Genomic DNA, 17,694 nt, shown 5'->3' on the forward strand with positions numbered 1-17,694 from the left:
CTCAATGGTGGTGTTCGTCCAGCACCAGGTGGGCCAGGCCGTCTTCGGTGGCAATGCCCACCTTCTGGCCGATCGGCAGGGTCGCCTTGGTGGCCACGTGGCCGTAAGGCAGGCCGGTGATCACCGGCACCTTGACCGTCTTGCGCAGCCACGCCACCACTTCGTGCAGGTCGTAGCCCTTGTCGTGCGGCGCCAGCTTGTAGTCCGAGAAGCGGCCCAGCACGATGGCCTTCTGCTTGCCCAGGATGCCCGCCTGCCACAGCTGGATCAGCATGCGTTCGATGCGGTAGGGGTGTTCGGCCACGTCTTCCAGGAACAGGATGCCGCCGCGGATCTTCGGCATGTAGGGCGTGCCGATCAGGGACGCCAGCATGGCCAGGTTGCCGCCCCACAGAATGCCGCGGCAATCGACCGGATCGGCGTCCTGGGTTTCGAAACTGAGGATTTCCAGTTCGCCGCGCATGACTTCGCCGAACAGCGCTTCGGTCAGGTCGTCGACCTTCTTGCCGCCGAAATCATAGATGGCCGTGGCGCCGGTGTAGCTGACCGCGCCGGTCTGGGCCAGCAGCGCCAGGTTGAAGGCGGTGAAGTCGCTCATGCCGACGAAGCGCTTGCCGCTGTCGGCCATGGCCTTCCAGTCGATGGCGTGCAGCAGCCGGCCCATGCCGTAACCGCCGCGGGTCACCATGACGATGGGCAGCTTCTGCTTGGTGGCGCGCGTCAGGCTGGCCAGGCGCTGGGCATCGGTGCCGGCAAAGCGCTGGTGCTCGGCCAGCGCGGTGCGGTCCAGCGCGGTCTTGAAGCCCTGCTGCGCAAGGCGTTCGCGCGCCAGTTCGACGGTGTGCGGGTCGCGCACGGCCGACGATGGCGAAATCAGGTAGATGCCGCGGGCGTCGGGGACGTTGTGGCGGTGATCATGGCTGTGATCGTGGCCGCAGGCGTCGCCGCACTCGTGGTCGTGATCGTGGGTGTTGCTCATGCGATGGATTCCTTGGCGCGGCGTTCGCGGAAGAACCGGCGCAGCAGGTCGCCGCAGGGTTCGGCCAGCACGCCGCCGGTGACTGAAGTGTGATGATTGAGTTTGGGCACCGAGCCCACGTCCAGCACGCTGCCGCAGGCGCCCGTCTTGGGGTCGTAGGCGCCGAACACCACCCGCGCCAGCCGGGCATGCAGCATCGCCCCGATGCACATGACGCAGGGTTCCAGCGTGACATACACAGTGATGCCGGGCAGGCGATAGTTTTCAAGCGCGCGCGCGGCGCTGCGCAAGGCGACGATTTCGGCGTGCGCCGTGGGGTCGTGGTCGATGATGGTGCGGTTGTAGCCCTGCCCCAGGATGTCGCCCTGGGCCGAGACCACCAGCGCGCCCACCGGCACTTCGCCGATGTCATAGGCGGACTGCGCCTGTTCCAGCGCCAGCGTCATGTAGCGGGCGTCCTGCGCGGTCCAGGGCGGCTCGGCCGCCATGGCAAGCGGATCAACCACGGTACACCCGCGACTTCAGCGCGATGCGGCCGGCCAGGCTGGTGACCGCTTCTTCGAGCCATTGGTAGAGTTCGGCGTTTTCGTCGTAGCGGGCCTGGTTCAGGTTCGACACCCGCCCTTCTTCGATGAAGCCCCAGGCGCGGCTGCGCTTGTCGCGGTGCTTCGGGTCCCACACGCCAAAGGCGAAACCGCCGGCGCGGCGGATCAGCGAGAAACACGGAATGTCGGTATAGCCGTCGCCCACGAACACCATCTGGTCGAACGGCACGCGCAAGCGGTCTTCGGGCACCTTGCGGTTGACCTCGAACGGCTTGTTGCGAAAATCGCGGCCGATGATGCCCTTTTGAATGTGGAACAGGTAGCGCGTCTTGTCGGTGAAGCTGACGATGCGGCGCGGAAACGTGATGCCGCCGTCGTCGCCGTAGACGAATTCCGAGGCCCAGATTTCGGTGAATTCGTGCGCAATGGGCGTGGACCGCACCACATCGCCGATGCCGCTGGAGATCAGGTAGAACTCAAGCTGCACCTGCGGCTGCTCGGCCCGCACGGCCGCGCGCAGGCGCTGGAACAGCGTGGTGACGCCGTCGTGCAGTTCGAGCCGCGCGCCCCATTCCTGCAGGCGTTGCTGCGTGATCAGGCCGTGCTTGCCCTCGCGGGACAGCTGGATCATCTGGTAGAGGTAGGCGGGAACGGGGTCCCAGTCCTGCTTGGACAGCAGCGGATCCACCTGGTCTTTCCAGAAGGACGCCGTGTCCACCCCGATGCTGTCCAGGAAACCGGACGTGCTGTCCGAGGCCAGCGTGTCGTCGAAGTCGAAAATCAGGGCGATGACGTCGGACATGGATATGCGTAAGTAAGGGCGACAGCCGCCATTTTGCCTGAATGTGGCGGCTGTCGCCCTCAAGGGGATGCCATGAGACCGTTATGAGCCGGTCAGGCTGTCTTCATCAGCGCATCGGCGCGGGCGGCGGCGGGGCCATGCCCGGGGCGGGGGCCATGCCGGGAGCCGGCGCCATGCCCGGGGCCGGCGGCGCCGGCGGCACGGTATTGGCCGGCACCTGGATCACGGTTTCACGCAGCACGCCGCCGCCCTGCACGCTGCCGCGCACCTGGGTGGGTTGCGTCATGCCGGTGATGCAGTCCTGGCGGGAATCGGCCGGCAAGCGATTGCAGCGGTCGATCATGTTCTGCTGATGCTGCTCGGCGGTGCCGTCGCTGAGCTGCTTGCGGTTGGCTTCCTGGCGCGCCGCGCCGGCTTCGCGCATGCACGCGGCACGGTCCTGGCCGGTGCTGCCGTTCTTGCAAGCCGCCACATCCTGTTCGTATTGCGCCTGGATGCCCGCGCGGCCGATCGGGTCGGCCGCCTGGACCGCTCCGGCGGCCAGCATCAGGCCCGCCGCGCAAAGGGATGCCGCAAGGCGTTTGGTATGCATGGGACGTACATTCATGGTCAGCTCCTTAAAGAGATTGAACCCGAACGGTGCGGCCTCGAAAGACCCGACACCGTTTGCTTGATACAACTATCCCACGATGCCTCAAAGGGGACATGTCAGGCAAGCCATAAACGTAAGCCTAAGTATCAGATGCTGCGACGCAAAATCAGCGCGCGTCCAGATCGGCATCCGCGCGGGTCAGGCGATTACGGTAGGTGGCCGCGCGCATCAGCAGCATTGCCGTCACCGGCGAAGACACCACCAGCAGCAGCGTGATGATCACTTCGTGAAACACCGGCCGCCCCGCCATCGACGAAAACACCAGGATGGACGCGGCCAGCACGCTGCCGCAACCCAGGGTGTTGCCCAGCGTCGGCGCATGGATGCGGGCGTAGAACGAGCGGAACCGCAACAGGCCCGCCGAGCCGGTCAAGGCCAGCAGGCCGCCCAGCACCAGGAGAATGCTGGCCGGAATGCTTGCCCACAGGGGGATGGGGGTTTCGATCATGGCTCGATCACCTCGCCGCGCAACAGGAAGCGGGCCATGGCGGTGGACCCGACAAAGCCGAACAGCGCAATCAAGAGTGCGATATCGAAATACACCGACGTGCCCGAACGGATGCCGAACACCAGCATCGTCAGCATGCCGTTGATATACAGCGTGTCCAGCGCCAGCACGCGGTCTTGCGCGGTGGGGCCGCGCAACAGTCGGATGGCGGCGAACACCATGCCCAGCGCGAAGCACACCAGGGCAAAGGACGCCGCCAGGTACAAGACGTTGTTCATCAGTATGGCGTTCATTCAAAGATCTCCATCAAGGGGCGCTCGTAGCGGTCTTGCACCAGGCGGATCCAGTCGTCTTCGTTCTGCAGGTCCAGCACGTGCAGCTTGAGACGATGGTCGTCGGTCAGGTCGACCCACACGGTGCCCGGCGTGTAGGTGACGATGCAGGCCAGCATGGCCAGGCCGTGGGGCTCGCGCATGGTCAGCGGAATCATGATGAAGCCGGGCGAAAAATCATTGCGCCGCGGGTTCAGGATGAGTTTGGCCACCGCGATGTTGGACTTGATGATGTCCACCGTGACGTGCAGGAACAGCGGAATCACCTTCCACAGGCGCCGCGGCTTGGCGCGCAAGGGGCGCAGGCGCGAGGCCGCCCAGGTGAACCACAGCGCCAGGGCAATTCCCAGGGCGATCTGTCCGGCCGACAGGCTTTCGTTCAGCACCAGCCACAGGACGAACAGGAAGACGGGCAGGAAAAGGAAGTAAAGGCGGCGCATCAGCTTCCTCCCGGGGTGGCGCGCACCGTCTGCGCAGACATGACGGCTTCGATGTAGCGGGTGGGTTGGTCCAGCGAGCGGGCGGCGTCGTCCAGGTAGGCCGACACCGGGCCCGCGCCGGCCGCCAGGCCCACGCAGAGCAGCAGCAAGATGGCAACCGGCCCCGCTTCGATCACGCGCAGGCGCGGCGTGCTGCGGTCGTCGCTGGCCCAGAACACGCGGATGCCGGTACGGCCCAGGCCGATCAGCCCGGCCAGGCCGGACACCAGCACCGCTGCCACGAGGATCCAGGCGTCCATGGGCGGCGCCGATTCGTTGGCGGCCGACACCGCGGCCGACAGCAGCGAGAACTTGGCTACGAAGCCCGACAGCGGCGGCAGGCCGGTCACGAGCAAGGCGCAACAGATGAAGGCCAGGCCCAGGAACGCCATGGCGGCCGGAATGGCCACGCCCACCACGTCGTCGGACCGATTGACCGAGGTGGGGTCATCCAGGTCGAAGGCGTCGAGCGTGACCGCCAGCACGTTGGCGCCGAAGCTGCGCGTGCGTTCGATCAGTTCGGCCAAGAGGAAGAACGCGCCCGTGGTCAGCACCGAGCTGATCAGATAGAACAGCGCCGGCCCGGTCAGCGTCACGCCGGGCATGCCCAGCGCGGTCAGCAGCGTGCCGGCCGAGACGATGACGCAGTACCCCACCATCTTTTCCAGCTGCTGGGTGGCGAGCAGGCCCAGGCCGCCGAACAGCAGCGTGGCCAGGCCGGCGGCGAACATCCAGTCCAGGCTGAACGCAGCCGGTGCGCCGGTGGGCAGCAGCAGCGAGCCGATGCGCAGCAGCGCGTAGATGCCGACCTTGGTCATGATCGAGAACATGGCCGCGATCGGCGCGCTGGCCGAGCCATAGCCCTTGACCAGCCAGAAGTTCAGCGGCCACGCTCCGGCCTTGACCAGGAAGGCCACGCCCAGGATGGCGGCGCCGGCCTCGAACAGCATGCGGTCGGCGCCGGTCAGGTTGCCCGCGCGCAGTGCCAGGTCGGCCATGTTGAGCGTGCCGGTCACGCCGTAGATCAGCGCAATGCTGATCAGCAACAGGAATGACGCGACCAGGTTGACCGCGATGTACTGCAGGCCGGCGCTGACGCGCGCCACGCCCGAGCCATGCAGCAGCAGGCCGTAGGATGCCGCCAGCAGGACCTCGAAGAACACGAACAGATTGAACAGGTCGCCGGTCAGGAAGGCGCCGTTCAGGCCCATCAGGAGGAACTGGAACAGCGAATGGAAATGCACGCCCGCACGGTCCCAGCGGGCCAGCGAATACGTGAGCGTGGCCAGGCCCAGCACCGCGGTCAGCGTCAGCATGACGGCGGCCAGGCGGTCGACCACCAGCACGATGCCGAACGGCGCGGGCCAGTCGCCCACCAGGTAGACGCCGACGCCGTCGGGCCAGACGCCCGGCACCGCGCCGCCGGCCACGGCCAGCAGCGCAATGGCCCAGACCAGTTGGGCCAGCGTCGAGACCGTGGCGATGGCGCCGCGCGTGTAGCGGCTGGTATCGGCCAGCAGCAGCATCACGGCGCCGGCCAGCAGCGGCGTGATGATGGGCAATACAGGAAGATGTTGAAGCCAGAAACTCAAGATTGGGACTCCCGTCCATCGACGTGGTCAGTGCCCGTCAAGCCGCGCGAGGCCAGCAGCACCACCAGGAACAGCGCGGTGGTGGCGAAACCGATGACGATAGCCGTCAGCACCAGCGCCTGCGGCAGCGGATCGGCGTGCCAGGAAGGATCTTTGATCATGGCCGGGTCGATCACCGGCGGGCGGCCAGACTTGAGCCGGCCCATGCCGAAGATGAACAGGTTGACCGCGTAGGAGACCAGCGACAGGCCCATGATGAACTGGAACGTCCGTGGCCGCAGCAGCAGCCAGACGCCCGAGCCCGCCAAGACGCCGATCGCGACGGCGTAAATCAATTCCATCAGGCTTCCCCCGTTTGTGCGGCGGCTGCCTGGCTTTCGGCGGCCGCCTTGCGTTGCGCGCGCAGCGATTGGTGAGCCAGCGCCACCAGCACCAGCACGGTGGACCCGACCACCAGCATGTAGACGCCCAGGTCGAAGAGCAGCACGCTGGACAGGTGCACGTGGCCCACCAGCGGCAAAGCGATGTCCCAGGCCAGCGCGGCCAGGAACGGTTTGTAGGCCAGCCAGGCCGTGACGGCGGCGGCGCCGGCGAACAGCAGGCCGATGCCGATCCAGTTCTGCGGGTTCAGGCGGCTGCGCGATTCCACCCAGTACACCCCGCCCACCATGTATTGCAGGATCACGGCGGTGGCGAAGATGAGGCCGCCGACGAAGCCGCCGCCCGGCTGGTTGTGGCCGCGCAGCAGGAAATACACCGAGATCAGCGCGGCCGTGGGCAGCAGCAGGCGCACCAGCACGGTCGGCACCATCATCGAGCCCTTGGGCACGAGGGCCTTGATGTCGGGCGCGGCCGGCACGGGGCCGTCCTGGTCGATCTGCTGGCGCGGCAGGTCGGCGCTTTCGGCGGCGGGCCGGAAGCGGCGCAACAGCGCGTAGACCGTCAGGGCCACGATGCCCAGCACCGTGATTTCGCCAAAGGTATCGAAGCCGCGGAAATCGACCAGGATCACGTTGACCACGTTGGTGCCGCCGCCATCGGGCAGCGCCCGGTCGACGAAATAGGACGAAATGGTGTCGCCTTGCGGGCGCACCAGCACCGCGTAGGCCAGCGCGGCCATGCCGGTGCCGGCGGCGGTCGCCATCAGCAGGTCGCGCAGCCGGCGGCCGCGGGCGCGCAGCGTGGCGCCCAGGCCTTCTTCTTCGTCCTGCTCGATACGGCGCGGCAGCCAGCGCAGGCCCAGCAGCAACAGCACCAGCGTCACGACTTCCACCGACAGCTGCGTCAGCGCCAGGTCGGGCGCCGAGAACCAGACGAAGGTCAGGCAGGTGACCAGGCCCGCGCCGCCAGCCAGGGCCAGCGACGCCAGGCGGTGGTACTTGGCCTGATAGGCGGCGGCTACGGCGCAGACGCAGCCGACCAGCCACAGCAATGCAAAGGCCGGGTCGACATCCGCCATGCGGCCGGTGCCTTCCAGCCAGCCCCCTGCCCTAAGCGGCAGCCAGGCCACGAACAGCGTGCCCAGCACGATCAGCAGCATCTGCACCTGCAGGCGCGACGAGGCCAGCCAGCGCAGCAGCCAGGCGGCCGCCACGCTGGAGCCGTCCAGCAGCGTCTCGAACGACCGGCGGCCATCGAGCCGGTAGATGAACGGCACGCGGCCCGGGTTGGCGCGCTGGTGCGCGCGCAGCGCCAGGTACAGCACCACACCCGAGGTCATGGCCACGAAGCTCATGACCAGCGGCAGGTTCACGCCGTGCCAGACCGACAGGCTGTACTCGGGCATGTCGTTGCCCAGGATGCTTTGCGCGGCGGTGGCCAGGAACGGCCCCAGGGTCACGCCCGGCAGGATACCGACCAGCAGGCAGATCAGCACCAGCAATGCGCTGGGAAACAGCATCCAGCGCGGCGGCTCGTGCGGGGCGCGCGGCAGGTCGGTGGCCGGCGGGCCGAAGAACACCTGCAGGATGAAGCGCAGCGAATACGCCACGCTGAAGGCCCCCGCCACCGTGGCCGCCAGCGGCAGCCCCATGCGCGTGACCCAGTCGCCGCTGACGAAGGTGGTCTCGGCGAAGAACATTTCCTTGGAGATGAAGCCGTTGAGCAGCGGCACCCCGGCCATGGACGCCGCCGCCACCATCGCCAGGGTCGCCGTGATCGGCATGGCCTTGTACAGGCCCGACAGGCGGTTCAGGTCGCGGGTGCCGGTTTCGTGGTCGACAATGCCGGCCGCCATGAAGAGCGAGGCCTTGAAGGTGGCGTGGTTGACCATGTGGAACACCGCCGCCACCAGCGCCAGCGAGCTGTTCAGGCCCAGCAGCAGCGTGATCAGGCCCAGGTGGCTGATGGTGGAATACGCCAGCACCCCTTTCATGTCCTGCTGGAAAATGGCCGCGTAGCCGCCCAGCACCAGGGTGATGAGGCCCGCGCCGCCGATGATCCAGAACCATTCGTCGGTGCCGGCCAGCACCGGCCAGAAGCGCGCCAGCAGGAACACCCCGGCCTTCACCATGGTGGCCGAGTGCAGGTAGGCCGACACCGGGGTGGGCGCGGCCATGGCGTTGGGCAGCCAGAAATGGAACGGGAACTGCGCGCTCTTGGTCAGTGCGCCCAGCGCCACCAGCACCAGCACGGCCGGATACCAGGGATCGGCGCGCACCAGGTCGCCCGAGGCCAGCACGCGGTCCATGTCATAGCTGCCGACGATATGGCCCAGGATGAGCACGCCGGCCAGCAGACAGAGCCCGCCCGCGCCCGTGACCGTCAGCGCCATGCGCGCGCCGCGGCGGGCGTCCAGCCGGTGATGCCAGTAGGCGATCAGCATGAACGAGGCCAGGCTGGTCATTTCCCAGAACATGACCAGCTGGATCAGGTTGCCCGACAGCACCACGCCCAGCATGGCGGCCATGAAAGCCTGGAAAAACGAGAAAAAGCGCGGCACCGGGTCTTCCGGCGACATGTAGTAGCGCGCATACAGCACCACCAGCGCGCCCATGCCCGAGACGATCAGGGCAAACAGCCAGGCATAGCCGTCCATGCGCAGCGAGAACTGCAGCCCCAGCGCGGGCGCCCAGGGCATGTCCACGCGGATGACGCCGCCGTTGGCGACTTGAGGATAGAGGCTGCCCACCAGAACCGCGCACGTCAGGGCGATGATGCCCGCCAACCAGGCCTCGGCATTGCGGGCATTGGAAGGCAGCAGCGCGGCGCACAGGCTGCCGGCGAACGGCAGAGCGAGGATCAGTATCAGCGACATGGCGTTCCGAGAATGTCCGGGCCCCCTCCCGCCAGCGCAAGCAGCGAGAGACGAAACAGACCGGGGATTGAAAAACGGACGGAACCCTGGCCCGGTGCGTCGCTGCACTACACGTTGCCCCGTGGGGACATCAACCAACGCCCATTGAACGGCGCAGACAGAAACAAACGCAATAGTTTTCTTGCAAGACCGGCCAAGAATCTCATCCGAAAAATATCAGATTCTTGTAAGTTATGCAGAGATTTATGCGCGTACCGGGCTAAAGACGACACGATCGCTGCGCAATCATTGCGCATGCGTTCTGGCCCCGATAGCGTTCAAGTTCTTGTCAGCATACGTTTTTTCCGGCTTCGGCCCCTATTTTCGGGGACCTTGCAAGCCGGGATAAATACCCCCACGGCGGGCGGGGGAATCCCGATTGACCCGCTGGCTGGAACTGTGTGGAATGGCGCCCACGAAGCGTCGGCCTGGCCAGAATCCGAGCCAGGCGCGCTTCACCGACGCCGGCCATCGAAGCCGGCCGGCTCGGATTTCAAAAAATATGGAGAAGACTCTTGACCGTGCTGTCCCAAGCCAAGGCCGTCCTGGCCGCCGCCATCGCAGGCGTCTGCTTTAGTTCCGCCGTACAGGCCGCCGATGCCTACCCCAACCGCCCCATCCGCCTGATCGTGCCGTTCGCGGCCGGCGGCACCACCGACATCGTCGCGCGCGTCGTGGCCGAAGGCCTGGGCCGCGAGCTTGGCCAGGCCGTGGTCGTGGAAAACCGCGGCGGCGGCGGCGGCTCGATCGGCGCCGACGCCCTGGCGCGCTCCACCCCCGACGGCTACACGCTGGGCGTGGCTACCGTCAGCACCATGGCCACCAACCCGGCCACCAACCCCAAGAACCCGTACAACCCGCTCAAGGATTTCGCGCCCATCACCAATATGGTGAATGTGCCTAACGTGCTGACGGTGAACCCCGCGGTACCCGCCAAGTCGTTGACCGAGTTCGTCGCCCTGCTCAAGGCCAACCCGGGCAAGTACAGCTATGCCTCGTCGGGCGCGGGCGGCATCGGCCACCTGGACGGCGAACTGTTCAAGTCCCTGACCCAGACCGACATGGTGCACGTGCCCTACCGCGGTTCGGGCCCGGCCCTGAACGACGTGATCGCCGGCCAGGTCAACGCCCAGTTCGACAACCTGCCCTCGTCCATGCCCCACATCCAGGCCGGCAAGCTGCGCGCCCTGGCCGTGGCCGCGCCCAGCCGCCTGCCCACCCTGCCGGACGTGCCCACGTTCAAGGAAGGCGGCCTGCCGGAAATGGACAACATGGCCTGGTACGGCCTGGTCGCCCCCGCCGGCACGCCCCAGGCCGTGATCGACCGCATCCACGACGCCACCGTCAAGGCGCTGAAGGATCCGAAGATCATCCAGCGCCTGGCCGACGGCGGTTCGCTGGTGGACGGCAATACGCCGGCCGAGTACGCGGCGCAGATCAAGCGTGAATTGGAGCTGCGCCAACGCATCGCCAAGGAACGCAACATCCAGTCGACGAATTAAGGCTGGCTGGCCAGGCTCAGCTCCCTGTAGAGCTGGGACGTGGTGAAAACCGCAGATAAAGAAAAATCCGGCCGCCTTAGTGCGGCCGTTCTCCTATCCTTGCGGAAAATCGCAGGAGATAGCCATCGGGATCCTGGACCAGGAATTCGCGAACGCCGATTTCGATGGCGCCGCTGCGATACCACTGCTCCTGGACGGGTCGGAACAATGGGTATCCTGCCGCCTCGAGCGCGGCAAAAACGGGCGCCACGGCATCCACCTTGATCTCGAAGTTGATGCCTCTGCCCAATGGCGTATCCAGCGGCGCGGTGATCCAACCATTTTCTCCGCGTGCTTCGACAAGCATCACTTGCGCACCTGCCCGGTCGAGATAGAAAAATCCGTCAGCCTCCCGGCTGTACATGACCGAAAAGCCGCAAACATCGATCCAGAATTTCAGGCTCGCCGATAGGTTGGTGACCAGCAATTCGGGGACCAATTGCGCACGATGATTTTCCACTTTGTCTCCATTCCATTTGACGCAGCATCCTGATGGATGCCGGCGGCCCAACCGGCCTGGTCGAGAGGGGCCGCGGCCCTTGAGCGTGCTAAGGCCGCGCCCGCTTCCATTTGACCCACAGCGCGAATGCCCTGTGCCTGACTTGCTGAGACCAGCCCTTGTTGGCCGACGCGGCTTCAAGCAGGCCGGCGATTTCGTCATCCAGCGCAAAGCCGTCTTCCAGCCAGGAGATGGCGAGCGATGGCCAGTAATCTGATGGCCAATAGACGGCCAAGCCTTCCAACACCATCAAACGGGCGGCCTCGTCGACTATCTGCGCATCAGCAAGCCGGCATTCCAGGCCGGTTACAAGTCCGGGGTTCCTATCCATAGTGCCAAAGCTGTTGAAGACAATCTTGGCCGAATAATCCAGTCCCCGGCCCCGTCGAAGCGCTTGAGAATTTACACCACCTCTCTGCTACCATTCGCCCCGTGCGAACTGAATTCTCTCTTCTCTCATCCGCTGCCTGCGCCCTCTGCGCCCTGCGCTCGACCTTGTTGAGCTCGCAGGAAGTCGCCGCGCGTTCCGCCTACGCGCGCTCCAAGCCCGGCTGATCGGCCGGCTTCGCCCTTCCCTTTCTCTCTAAGCCACCGGCCTGCCGCCGGCCCTGGGTACGCCTGACCGTCTGACGGTTCGCGCGCCTTGGCCGAATGCCGTCCGGCACGACCGCCCTGCCATTTGGCCGGGCGCCTGGCCACGTTTCCACTCCGCCTGCCGGCTTCGTCCGGCGGCGGCGTCACGCCTTGAACGCCATTTAGCGCCATGCAACTCACCAAGAAATTCGTCAAAGCCAAGAACCCCTGCGCCGGGGGCTACAAATGGTTCCTGCGGGACCACAACGGACAGGGGGACTACCAGGCCGTCCTGGATGCCCTGGTGGCCGACGGGCGCGTGGGCGACGCCTGCTGGCTGCTGGATCAGTTCGGCCCGACCGACGCGGTGCTCAAGCTGGACACGCTGGACGCCACCGCCATCGTCTTTGCCGGCACACTGGAGGTGCGCATGGGCATCACGGTGGACAGCGTGGTGCGCGCCGGGCGCAGCATCGTCACCGGCGGCGGCATCCGCGCCGGGGAATCGATCGTGGCGGGCGAAAACATCGTGGCTGGCGGCAACATCGCCAGCGCGGGCGATCTGCGCGCGGGCGGCGACGTGTCGGCCGAATGGGGCATCGAGGTTGCGACGGCGCTGGATTGCCGCGGCAACCTGCGCGCCAAGTGGGACATCTGCGCCGGGCAGGACCTGGCCGTGACGGGCCACCTGCGGGCCGGCCAGGACATCCAGGTGCAAGGCGCCCTGAAATGCGGCCAGGGCATCAAGGCCGGCGGCGACGTGCAGGCGGGCAAGGACATCGACGCGGCCAGCGGCATCCAGGCCGGCGCCACCATTCGCTGCGGCGGCCACCTGGCCACGGGCTGGGGCTTGATCGCGGGCGAGGATATCTGCGCGGAAGGCTCGATCCGCGCAGGCGAAGGCGTGTGCGCCGAGGGGCGGATCGAAGCCGGCGCCGGACATGGCGTATATGCCGGGCTGAACGTGCGGCTCGATGCATGGTCCGTGTGCGCGCGGGTTCAAGCCTGCGAGCGGCCTGCCCAGCTGGTCAGCGGCCACTGGGCGGGCCAGGAACAGACCGAACACGCGTAACGCCCCCTCTTGCGCGCGGCGCCGGACCCTGCCGAATGCAGACAAACGCGGCGCGATGTCGTCCGACGACACCGCGCCGCACACTACCTCAGCCCGCAGGCCGAGCCGCCGCCGGCGTGCGCAGCACCAGCATCAATCCCAGCAGGATCGCCGCCATGCCCGCCAGGCTCAGCGCGGACAGGCGATTGCCCAGCACCAGGTAGTCCAGCGCCGCCGTGCCGGCCGGCACCAGGTAGAACAGGCTGGTGACGTTGACGAGGTTGCCCGCCTGGATCATGCGGTAGAACAGCAGCGTGGCGCCCACCGAGATCACCAGGCCCATCCACAGCAGCGGCACGATGAAGCCGATGTTCCATTCCACGCGGATCGGCTGGAACGGCACGAACACCAGGCACAACGCCAGACTGACGGCGTACTGCAGCGGCATGACGTCCATCGGCGCCTGGCGCACGCGCTTTTGCAGGATCGCGCCCGCCGTCATGCTGGCCAGCGCGGCAAACGCGAACACCATGCCGGCCACCGAAAAGCGCGCCATGCCGATGCTCTGGTACACCACCATCACCAGGCCGCACAGCGCCAGGAACAAGCCCGCCAGCCGCGCGGGCGGATAGCGCCGTTCCATCAGCGCCAGGGTCAGGATGGGCTGCGCGCCCAGCAGCGTGGCCAACACGCCCGGCGTGATGCCGTGATCCAGCGCCAGCAGATAGCAGATGGAGTAGCTGCCGATCAACAAGAGGCCCGTCAGCGCGACGATGCCGCGCGTGCCCGGCGCGGGCAGCAGCGGCCCGCGCCGCAGCCGCACCAGCACGCACAGCACGGCCAGGGCCAGGATGAAGCGCGCCAGCAGGAAGCCGAAGGCCGAGGCATGCGCCAGGCCCCATTTGGCGAAGATCGCGCCGCCGCTCCACAGCAGCACGAACAAGGTGGTGGACCCATAGGCGGTCCACGTATTGCGATTGAAAGACATGAAGGGTTCTACCTGTCAGGAAGGGAACAGGCTCCCGCGGCCCGCAGGCGCTTCAGGACGCATAGGTCAGGACGCACGAGTCCGGACGCACAAGTCAAGAAACACAAGCGGGCCATGCACCGTCAGGCGCGCGGCGGACGCACAGGCGTCGGCGCATCAGCGCGGATGAAACGGGCAACGAGGCGGGAGCGGGAAGTCTGCGGCGGTCAGCCGACGACGGGCGTGACGGGCGTCACAGGCGCGACCGGAGCAACCGGCGGATAAGCGCCCGATACACCCGATACACCCGTCACGACGGCGCGCGGCGGTGCCACCGGCGGCGATGCCACGGGCCGGACAAAGACCGGCCGGACAGCCCTGGGCGGCGACTGCGGCGGCGAAACGACCGTGCAGACGACAGGAGAAAAGACAGGAGGCGATGCCGCATGCCAACGGCGGGCACGCGTGCCGGCACCCGCTGCACGGGCAGCGAAAGCGGAATCGGCGAGAAGCGTGACGTCGGGCATGGGGATCGATGGACGTTCGAGAATGAACCCGCACAGGCTACCGGCGCGGCCGGCTGCCGTCAAGCCGGGCCGGCGCTGGCGGTTGGCGCATCGCCTGCCGGGAACGCGCCCGCGTGAGGCGCATCGACGAACGGAAAGGCGCGCGTGACGTCGACATGCCGGTACGGCAGCTTGCGCAGGTCCGCCACGCCATAGTCGGGCGTGTCGACGATGAGGATGTCGCGCGCCAGGGGTTCGTAGAACGCGCGGAAATGGGTTTTGGAACGCAGCACGATGATGTCGAAATCTTCGGGCCGCAGGCCGAACTGCGTGAAGGCATCGCCGTCGACCGCGAAGGCGAAATGGCTGACCACGCTGACCGAGATGCCGTTCACGTCCAGCAAGGCGCTGACGCCCAGGTCCACCGGCATGCCGCGCATGTAGTCGCCAGATACCCGGTACTGTTTCGGCCCGGCCCACAGCACGCGGGCGTCGACCTCGAGCTTGGGTCCGGCCTTGTCCGAACTGTGCGCGCCCAGCCGCAGCCGGATGCATTGGCCCGCGCCGGCCTGAGCCGCTTGCTGCGCGGCGGCCGCGTCCCAGATGAAGGGCACCGCCGCGCGCGTCACGCCCCGCTGCAGCAACGCGTCCAGCAGGTACGTCGAATCGTTCATGCGGTCGGCATGCTCGAGCAGTACATAGGGCCGCCCGGCGGCCGGTTCGCGGCGCAATTGCGCCAGCACCTGGTCGACCGCCGCGTCGATCTCGTACACCGGCAATGGGCGGTACAAGGCATGGCGTTGCGCGTGGATCTGCCCGGCCAGTGCATCGGCTGCGGCCTGCGCGCCCGCGCGGTCGGCGTCGCGCACGCACAGCACCGAAAAGCCCGTGTTGTGCGCGTCGGCATAGGAAAAGCCCGCCATGACGGACGTATCGCTGTAGCCCGCGCAGGCCGCGTCCCGCTGCTTGCCGGCGTCGATGATGTCCGCGAGCGGCTGCAAGGCGGTGGCGCTGAAGATGCTGGGCACCAGCACGTCGGGTTTGGCGATGGCCCACACCGGCGCGATCTCGCCGCGCAGCGTGCGCGCCAGGCAATCGGCCGCGCGCGCGCCGGTTTCGCCGGTGTCGGTGTGAGGCGAGCGGCGGTAGGCGAACGGCGCGGTGACGCCCTCGAGCGTGTCGGCGTCCAGGTTGCCGTGATAGTCGAACGCCACCATCAGCGGCTTGTCCGGCCCCAGGGCCTGGCGCACAAGCCGCAGGAAATGGCGTTCGGGGTCGGGATACGACGGCGCCCAGCAGGCGCCATGCAGGAACAGCAGCACGCCATCGAGCGTGTCGGCGTGCTGCCGCACGCCCTGCGCGATCTCATCGGCGTAGCAGGCCACGGCCTCGTCCGACGCCGGCCCTACCGCGCCCAGCGCAGTGTGCACCAGCGGGACCATCTCGATGCCCTGGGCCTCGCAGACCTGGATGAAGCCGCCGATCACCGTGTTGGTGCCGCGCAGTTCGGTCAGGATGTGTTCGCCGCGCAGCGCAACGGCGTCGAAATCAGCCTTGGTGGCTTCGATCGGCAGGAAGCTGACCGACTCGATATGGAACCCTGCGATGGCAACGCGCCAGGGCTTGTTCATTGTGGGTGTGTCCTTGGTTGCAGCGGAATTGGCTTCAGCAAAGTGGCTTCAGCGAAAAGAAACAAACGAATCTATATTTATTTACAAGAAACGTTTGTTTCAAAACACCTTAACAAAGCCACCCACCCGGCGCAATCCCGGGTTTGCACGGGCAACGGTCAATAGCGTGAACCCAACGGCAGATAGGCGCCGGATTCCACCAGGTCCTGTTCGTTGCGCTTCAGGCGCGCCACCACGTCGTCGCCGCCTTCGGCCACCAGCAAGCCCAGCAGCGCTTCAGTCACGCCCATGGCGGCGGTGACCGACGGGAAGAACGAGGCGCCAGCCACCGAATACAGCACCGTCACCTGCGCGGCGCGCGCGAGCGGCGAGGCGTCGCTGTCGGTCAGCGCGATCAGCGATGCCCCCGCTGCGCGCGCCGCATCCGCCACCGCCAGGCTTTCGCTGGAATACGGCGCAAAGCTGATGGCGACCACCACGTCGCGCGGTTCGATGGCGCGCAACTGCATCTGGAGATTGCCGCCCAGGCCGTCGACCAGGTGCACGCTGTTGCGGAACAACCGGTAGCCGTAGACCAGCGAATGAGCGATGGAAAAGCTGGCGCGAAAGCCCGCCACGTGCACCTGGCGCGCCTGCTTGAGCAGCTTCGCAGCGGCCTTGAGCGACGGCAGGCATTGCTCGGCGGTGGCCGCCAGCGCCGCCTGCTGCGCGCGGAACAGGTCATCCAGCAAATCCGGCCGGCGGCTGCGTTGGGCGAGGCTGCGGGCGCGTTCGCCGTAGCCCTGCCCGTTCAGCCCCAGATCGCCGGCAAACGCCGACTTCAATTCGGGCCAGCCGCCATAGCCCAACTGCTGCGCCAGCCGCACCAGCGTGGCGGGCGGCACGCCCGCGCGCTCGGCCAGCGTGCGCATCGAGCCGATGACGACTTCGTTGGGATGGTCGATGACAAAGCGCGCGGCCACCTGCAGCCGCGGGCTGAGGCTGTCGAAGCCGTCGATGATCTGCTGTCGGGCTTTCACGGGGTCTCCATCGCGCCGATGCGCCGCTGCTCTACGCCCAGGTCGCGCCAGGCGTCGCCATGGCAGGTAAACATCAGCACCTGATGGCGCGTTGCGGCATCGAACAGCGCGCGCTTCATCAGGTCGCGGCGGGCGTCGTCGGTATGAACCAGCGCGTCGTCCAGCACCAGCAGGGTCGGTCGGCCTGCCTCGCGCAGCAGGTCGGCGTAGGCAAAGCGCGCCAGAATGCCCAGCTGTTCGCGGGTGCCGAAGCTGAGCGCATCCAGCGGGTCTTCCGCGCCTGCGCGTTGCAAGGCCGCAGGCAGCAGCGCGTCGTCCAGCCGCAGCGCGGAATCCGGGAACAGCAGGCCCAGGTAGTGGCCCAGGCGGCGCGCCAGCGGGGCTTGCAGGCGTTGGGTAGCGGCATCGCGCTTGCCGGCCAGCAAGGTAGACAGGAGGTCCAGCGCCTGCGCGCGGCGCAGGAATTCATCGCGGCGGCGTTGCAGGCGTTCGCAGGCGGCTTGCGCCTCGGACAGCCGTTCGCCCAGGCCCTGCGCGCCGGCCTGCTCCAGCTTGCCCAGCAGTTGCTGGATGTCGCTATGGCGCTTGTGCTGCGCATCGCGCTCGATTGCAGCGGACTTTTCAAACCGCAGCGCATCCTGTTCCAGCAGCTCGGGGCGCAGCGCTGCCAGCGCCGCCTGCGCGGCTTGCAGGCGCTGTTCGAGCAGGTCGTGGCCGCTGCGCGCCTCGGCCAGCCGGCCGGCGCGGGCCTGGCGCTGCGCCGCGCGTTCAGGCGATTGCAGG

General features: G+C 67.2%; 18 protein-coding genes. 2 read left to right on the forward strand and 16 right to left on the reverse strand.

Features of this window, described 5'->3' with window-relative positions; translation table 11 throughout:
- Window position 1: 1 nt before the first annotated feature.
- The 10 genes from HV798_RS20930 to HV798_RS20975 all read right to left on the reverse strand — a co-directional run bounded on the left by HV798_RS20930 (window position 2) and on the right by HV798_RS20975 (window position 9,085).
- Window positions 2-979: an LD-carboxypeptidase gene (locus tag HV798_RS20930; RefSeq protein ID WP_175193785.1), complete on the reverse strand. Its 978-nt coding sequence runs from the start codon at window positions 977-979 to the stop codon at window positions 2-4.
- Window positions 976-1,467 (reverse strand): tRNA adenosine(34) deaminase TadA, encoded by a 492-nt coding sequence (gene tadA / locus HV798_RS20935; RefSeq protein WP_175193806.1) that lies wholly within the window; start codon window positions 1,465-1,467, stop codon window positions 976-978. The genes HV798_RS20930 and tadA overlap by 4 nt, the downstream gene beginning before the upstream one ends.
- 10 nt (window positions 1,468-1,477) lie before the next feature.
- Window positions 1,478-2,326: an HAD family hydrolase gene (locus tag HV798_RS20940; RefSeq protein ID WP_025136408.1), complete on the reverse strand. Its 849-nt coding sequence runs from the start codon at window positions 2,324-2,326 to the stop codon at window positions 1,478-1,480.
- Between the two features lie 106 nt (window positions 2,327-2,432).
- Window positions 2,433-2,933, reverse strand: coding sequence for a hypothetical protein (locus tag HV798_RS20945; protein WP_425486159.1), 501 nt, complete (start codon window positions 2,931-2,933; stop codon window positions 2,433-2,435).
- 151 nt (window positions 2,934-3,084) lie between these two features.
- Window positions 3,085-3,426 (reverse strand): monovalent cation/H(+) antiporter subunit G, encoded by a 342-nt coding sequence (gene mnhG / locus HV798_RS20950; protein ID WP_025136406.1) that lies wholly within the window; start codon window positions 3,424-3,426, stop codon window positions 3,085-3,087.
- On the reverse strand, window positions 3,423-3,704 hold the full coding sequence (locus tag HV798_RS20955; RefSeq protein ID WP_029953605.1) for a K+/H+ antiporter subunit F: 282 nt from the start codon (window positions 3,702-3,704) through the stop codon (window positions 3,423-3,425). The genes mnhG and HV798_RS20955 overlap by 4 nt, the downstream gene beginning before the upstream one ends.
- An 11-nt stretch (window positions 3,705-3,715) precedes the next feature.
- Window positions 3,716-4,198 (reverse strand): Na+/H+ antiporter subunit E, encoded by a 483-nt coding sequence (locus HV798_RS20960; RefSeq protein WP_175193786.1) that lies wholly within the window; start codon window positions 4,196-4,198, stop codon window positions 3,716-3,718.
- Window positions 4,198-5,829 carry a monovalent cation/H+ antiporter subunit D gene (locus HV798_RS20965; RefSeq protein ID WP_175193787.1) on the reverse strand — a complete coding sequence of 544 codons (1,632 nt, stop codon included), beginning with the start codon at window positions 5,827-5,829 and terminating at the stop codon, window positions 4,198-4,200. Before HV798_RS20965 ends, HV798_RS20960 begins: the two co-directional genes overlap by 1 nt.
- Window positions 5,826-6,170, reverse strand: a complete 345-nt coding sequence (locus HV798_RS20970; RefSeq protein WP_175193788.1) for a Na+/H+ antiporter subunit C — start codon at window positions 6,168-6,170, stop codon at window positions 5,826-5,828. Before HV798_RS20970 ends, HV798_RS20965 begins: the two co-directional genes overlap by 4 nt.
- The gene (locus tag HV798_RS20975; protein WP_175193789.1) at window positions 6,170-9,085 is read right to left on the reverse strand and encodes a monovalent cation/H+ antiporter subunit A; all 2,916 of its coding nucleotides are present in this window, start codon (window positions 9,083-9,085) and stop codon (window positions 6,170-6,172) included. Before HV798_RS20975 ends, HV798_RS20970 begins: the two co-directional genes overlap by 1 nt.
- 554 nt (window positions 9,086-9,639) lie before the next feature.
- On the opposite strand from HV798_RS20975, the gene HV798_RS20980 reads away from it, so the two are divergent.
- Complete coding sequence (locus HV798_RS20980; protein WP_175193790.1) at window positions 9,640-10,626, forward strand: tripartite tricarboxylate transporter substrate binding protein BugE; 987 nt, start codon at window positions 9,640-9,642, stop codon at window positions 10,624-10,626.
- A gap of 76 nt (window positions 10,627-10,702) precedes the next feature.
- Here the strand turns inward: HV798_RS20980 and HV798_RS20985 are convergent, their stop codons facing one another.
- Together HV798_RS20985 and HV798_RS20990 are read right to left on the reverse strand one after the other, a co-directional pair.
- Window positions 10,703-11,125: a bleomycin resistance protein gene (locus HV798_RS20985; RefSeq protein ID WP_175193791.1), complete on the reverse strand. Its 423-nt coding sequence runs from the start codon at window positions 11,123-11,125 to the stop codon at window positions 10,703-10,705.
- A gap of 88 nt (window positions 11,126-11,213) precedes the next feature.
- Window positions 11,214-11,495 carry a hypothetical protein gene (locus HV798_RS20990; RefSeq protein WP_175193792.1) on the reverse strand — a complete coding sequence of 94 codons (282 nt, stop codon included), beginning with the start codon at window positions 11,493-11,495 and terminating at the stop codon, window positions 11,214-11,216.
- A 432-nt stretch (window positions 11,496-11,927) separates the two neighbouring features.
- On the opposite strand from HV798_RS20990, the gene HV798_RS20995 reads away from it, so the two are divergent.
- Window positions 11,928-12,809: a hypothetical protein gene (locus tag HV798_RS20995; protein ID WP_175193793.1), complete on the forward strand. Its 882-nt coding sequence runs from the start codon at window positions 11,928-11,930 to the stop codon at window positions 12,807-12,809.
- An 88-nt stretch (window positions 12,810-12,897) separates the two neighbouring features.
- Here HV798_RS20995 and HV798_RS21000 read toward each other — a convergent pair whose 3' ends face one another.
- From HV798_RS21000 to HV798_RS21015, 4 genes are all read right to left on the reverse strand, one after another.
- Window positions 12,898-13,776: a DMT family transporter gene (locus HV798_RS21000; RefSeq protein ID WP_175193794.1), complete on the reverse strand. Its 879-nt coding sequence runs from the start codon at window positions 13,774-13,776 to the stop codon at window positions 12,898-12,900.
- A 565-nt stretch (window positions 13,777-14,341) separates the two neighbouring features.
- A complete protein-coding gene (locus tag HV798_RS21005; RefSeq protein WP_175193795.1) occupies window positions 14,342-15,892 on the reverse strand; it encodes a M81 family metallopeptidase in 1,551 nt (516 codons plus the stop codon).
- A 158-nt stretch (window positions 15,893-16,050) separates the two neighbouring features.
- Window positions 16,051-16,911: a MurR/RpiR family transcriptional regulator gene (locus tag HV798_RS21010; RefSeq protein WP_175193796.1), complete on the reverse strand. Its 861-nt coding sequence runs from the start codon at window positions 16,909-16,911 to the stop codon at window positions 16,051-16,053.
- Window positions 16,908-17,694: ATP-binding protein (locus HV798_RS21015; protein WP_425486160.1), on the reverse strand; the 787-nt coding region annotated here is incomplete at its 5' end. The genes HV798_RS21015 and HV798_RS21010, both read right to left, overlap by 4 nt.

This window comes from Achromobacter deleyi (assembly GCF_902859705.1).
Classification (GTDB): domain Bacteria; phylum Pseudomonadota; class Gammaproteobacteria; order Burkholderiales; family Burkholderiaceae_B; genus Achromobacter; species Achromobacter deleyi.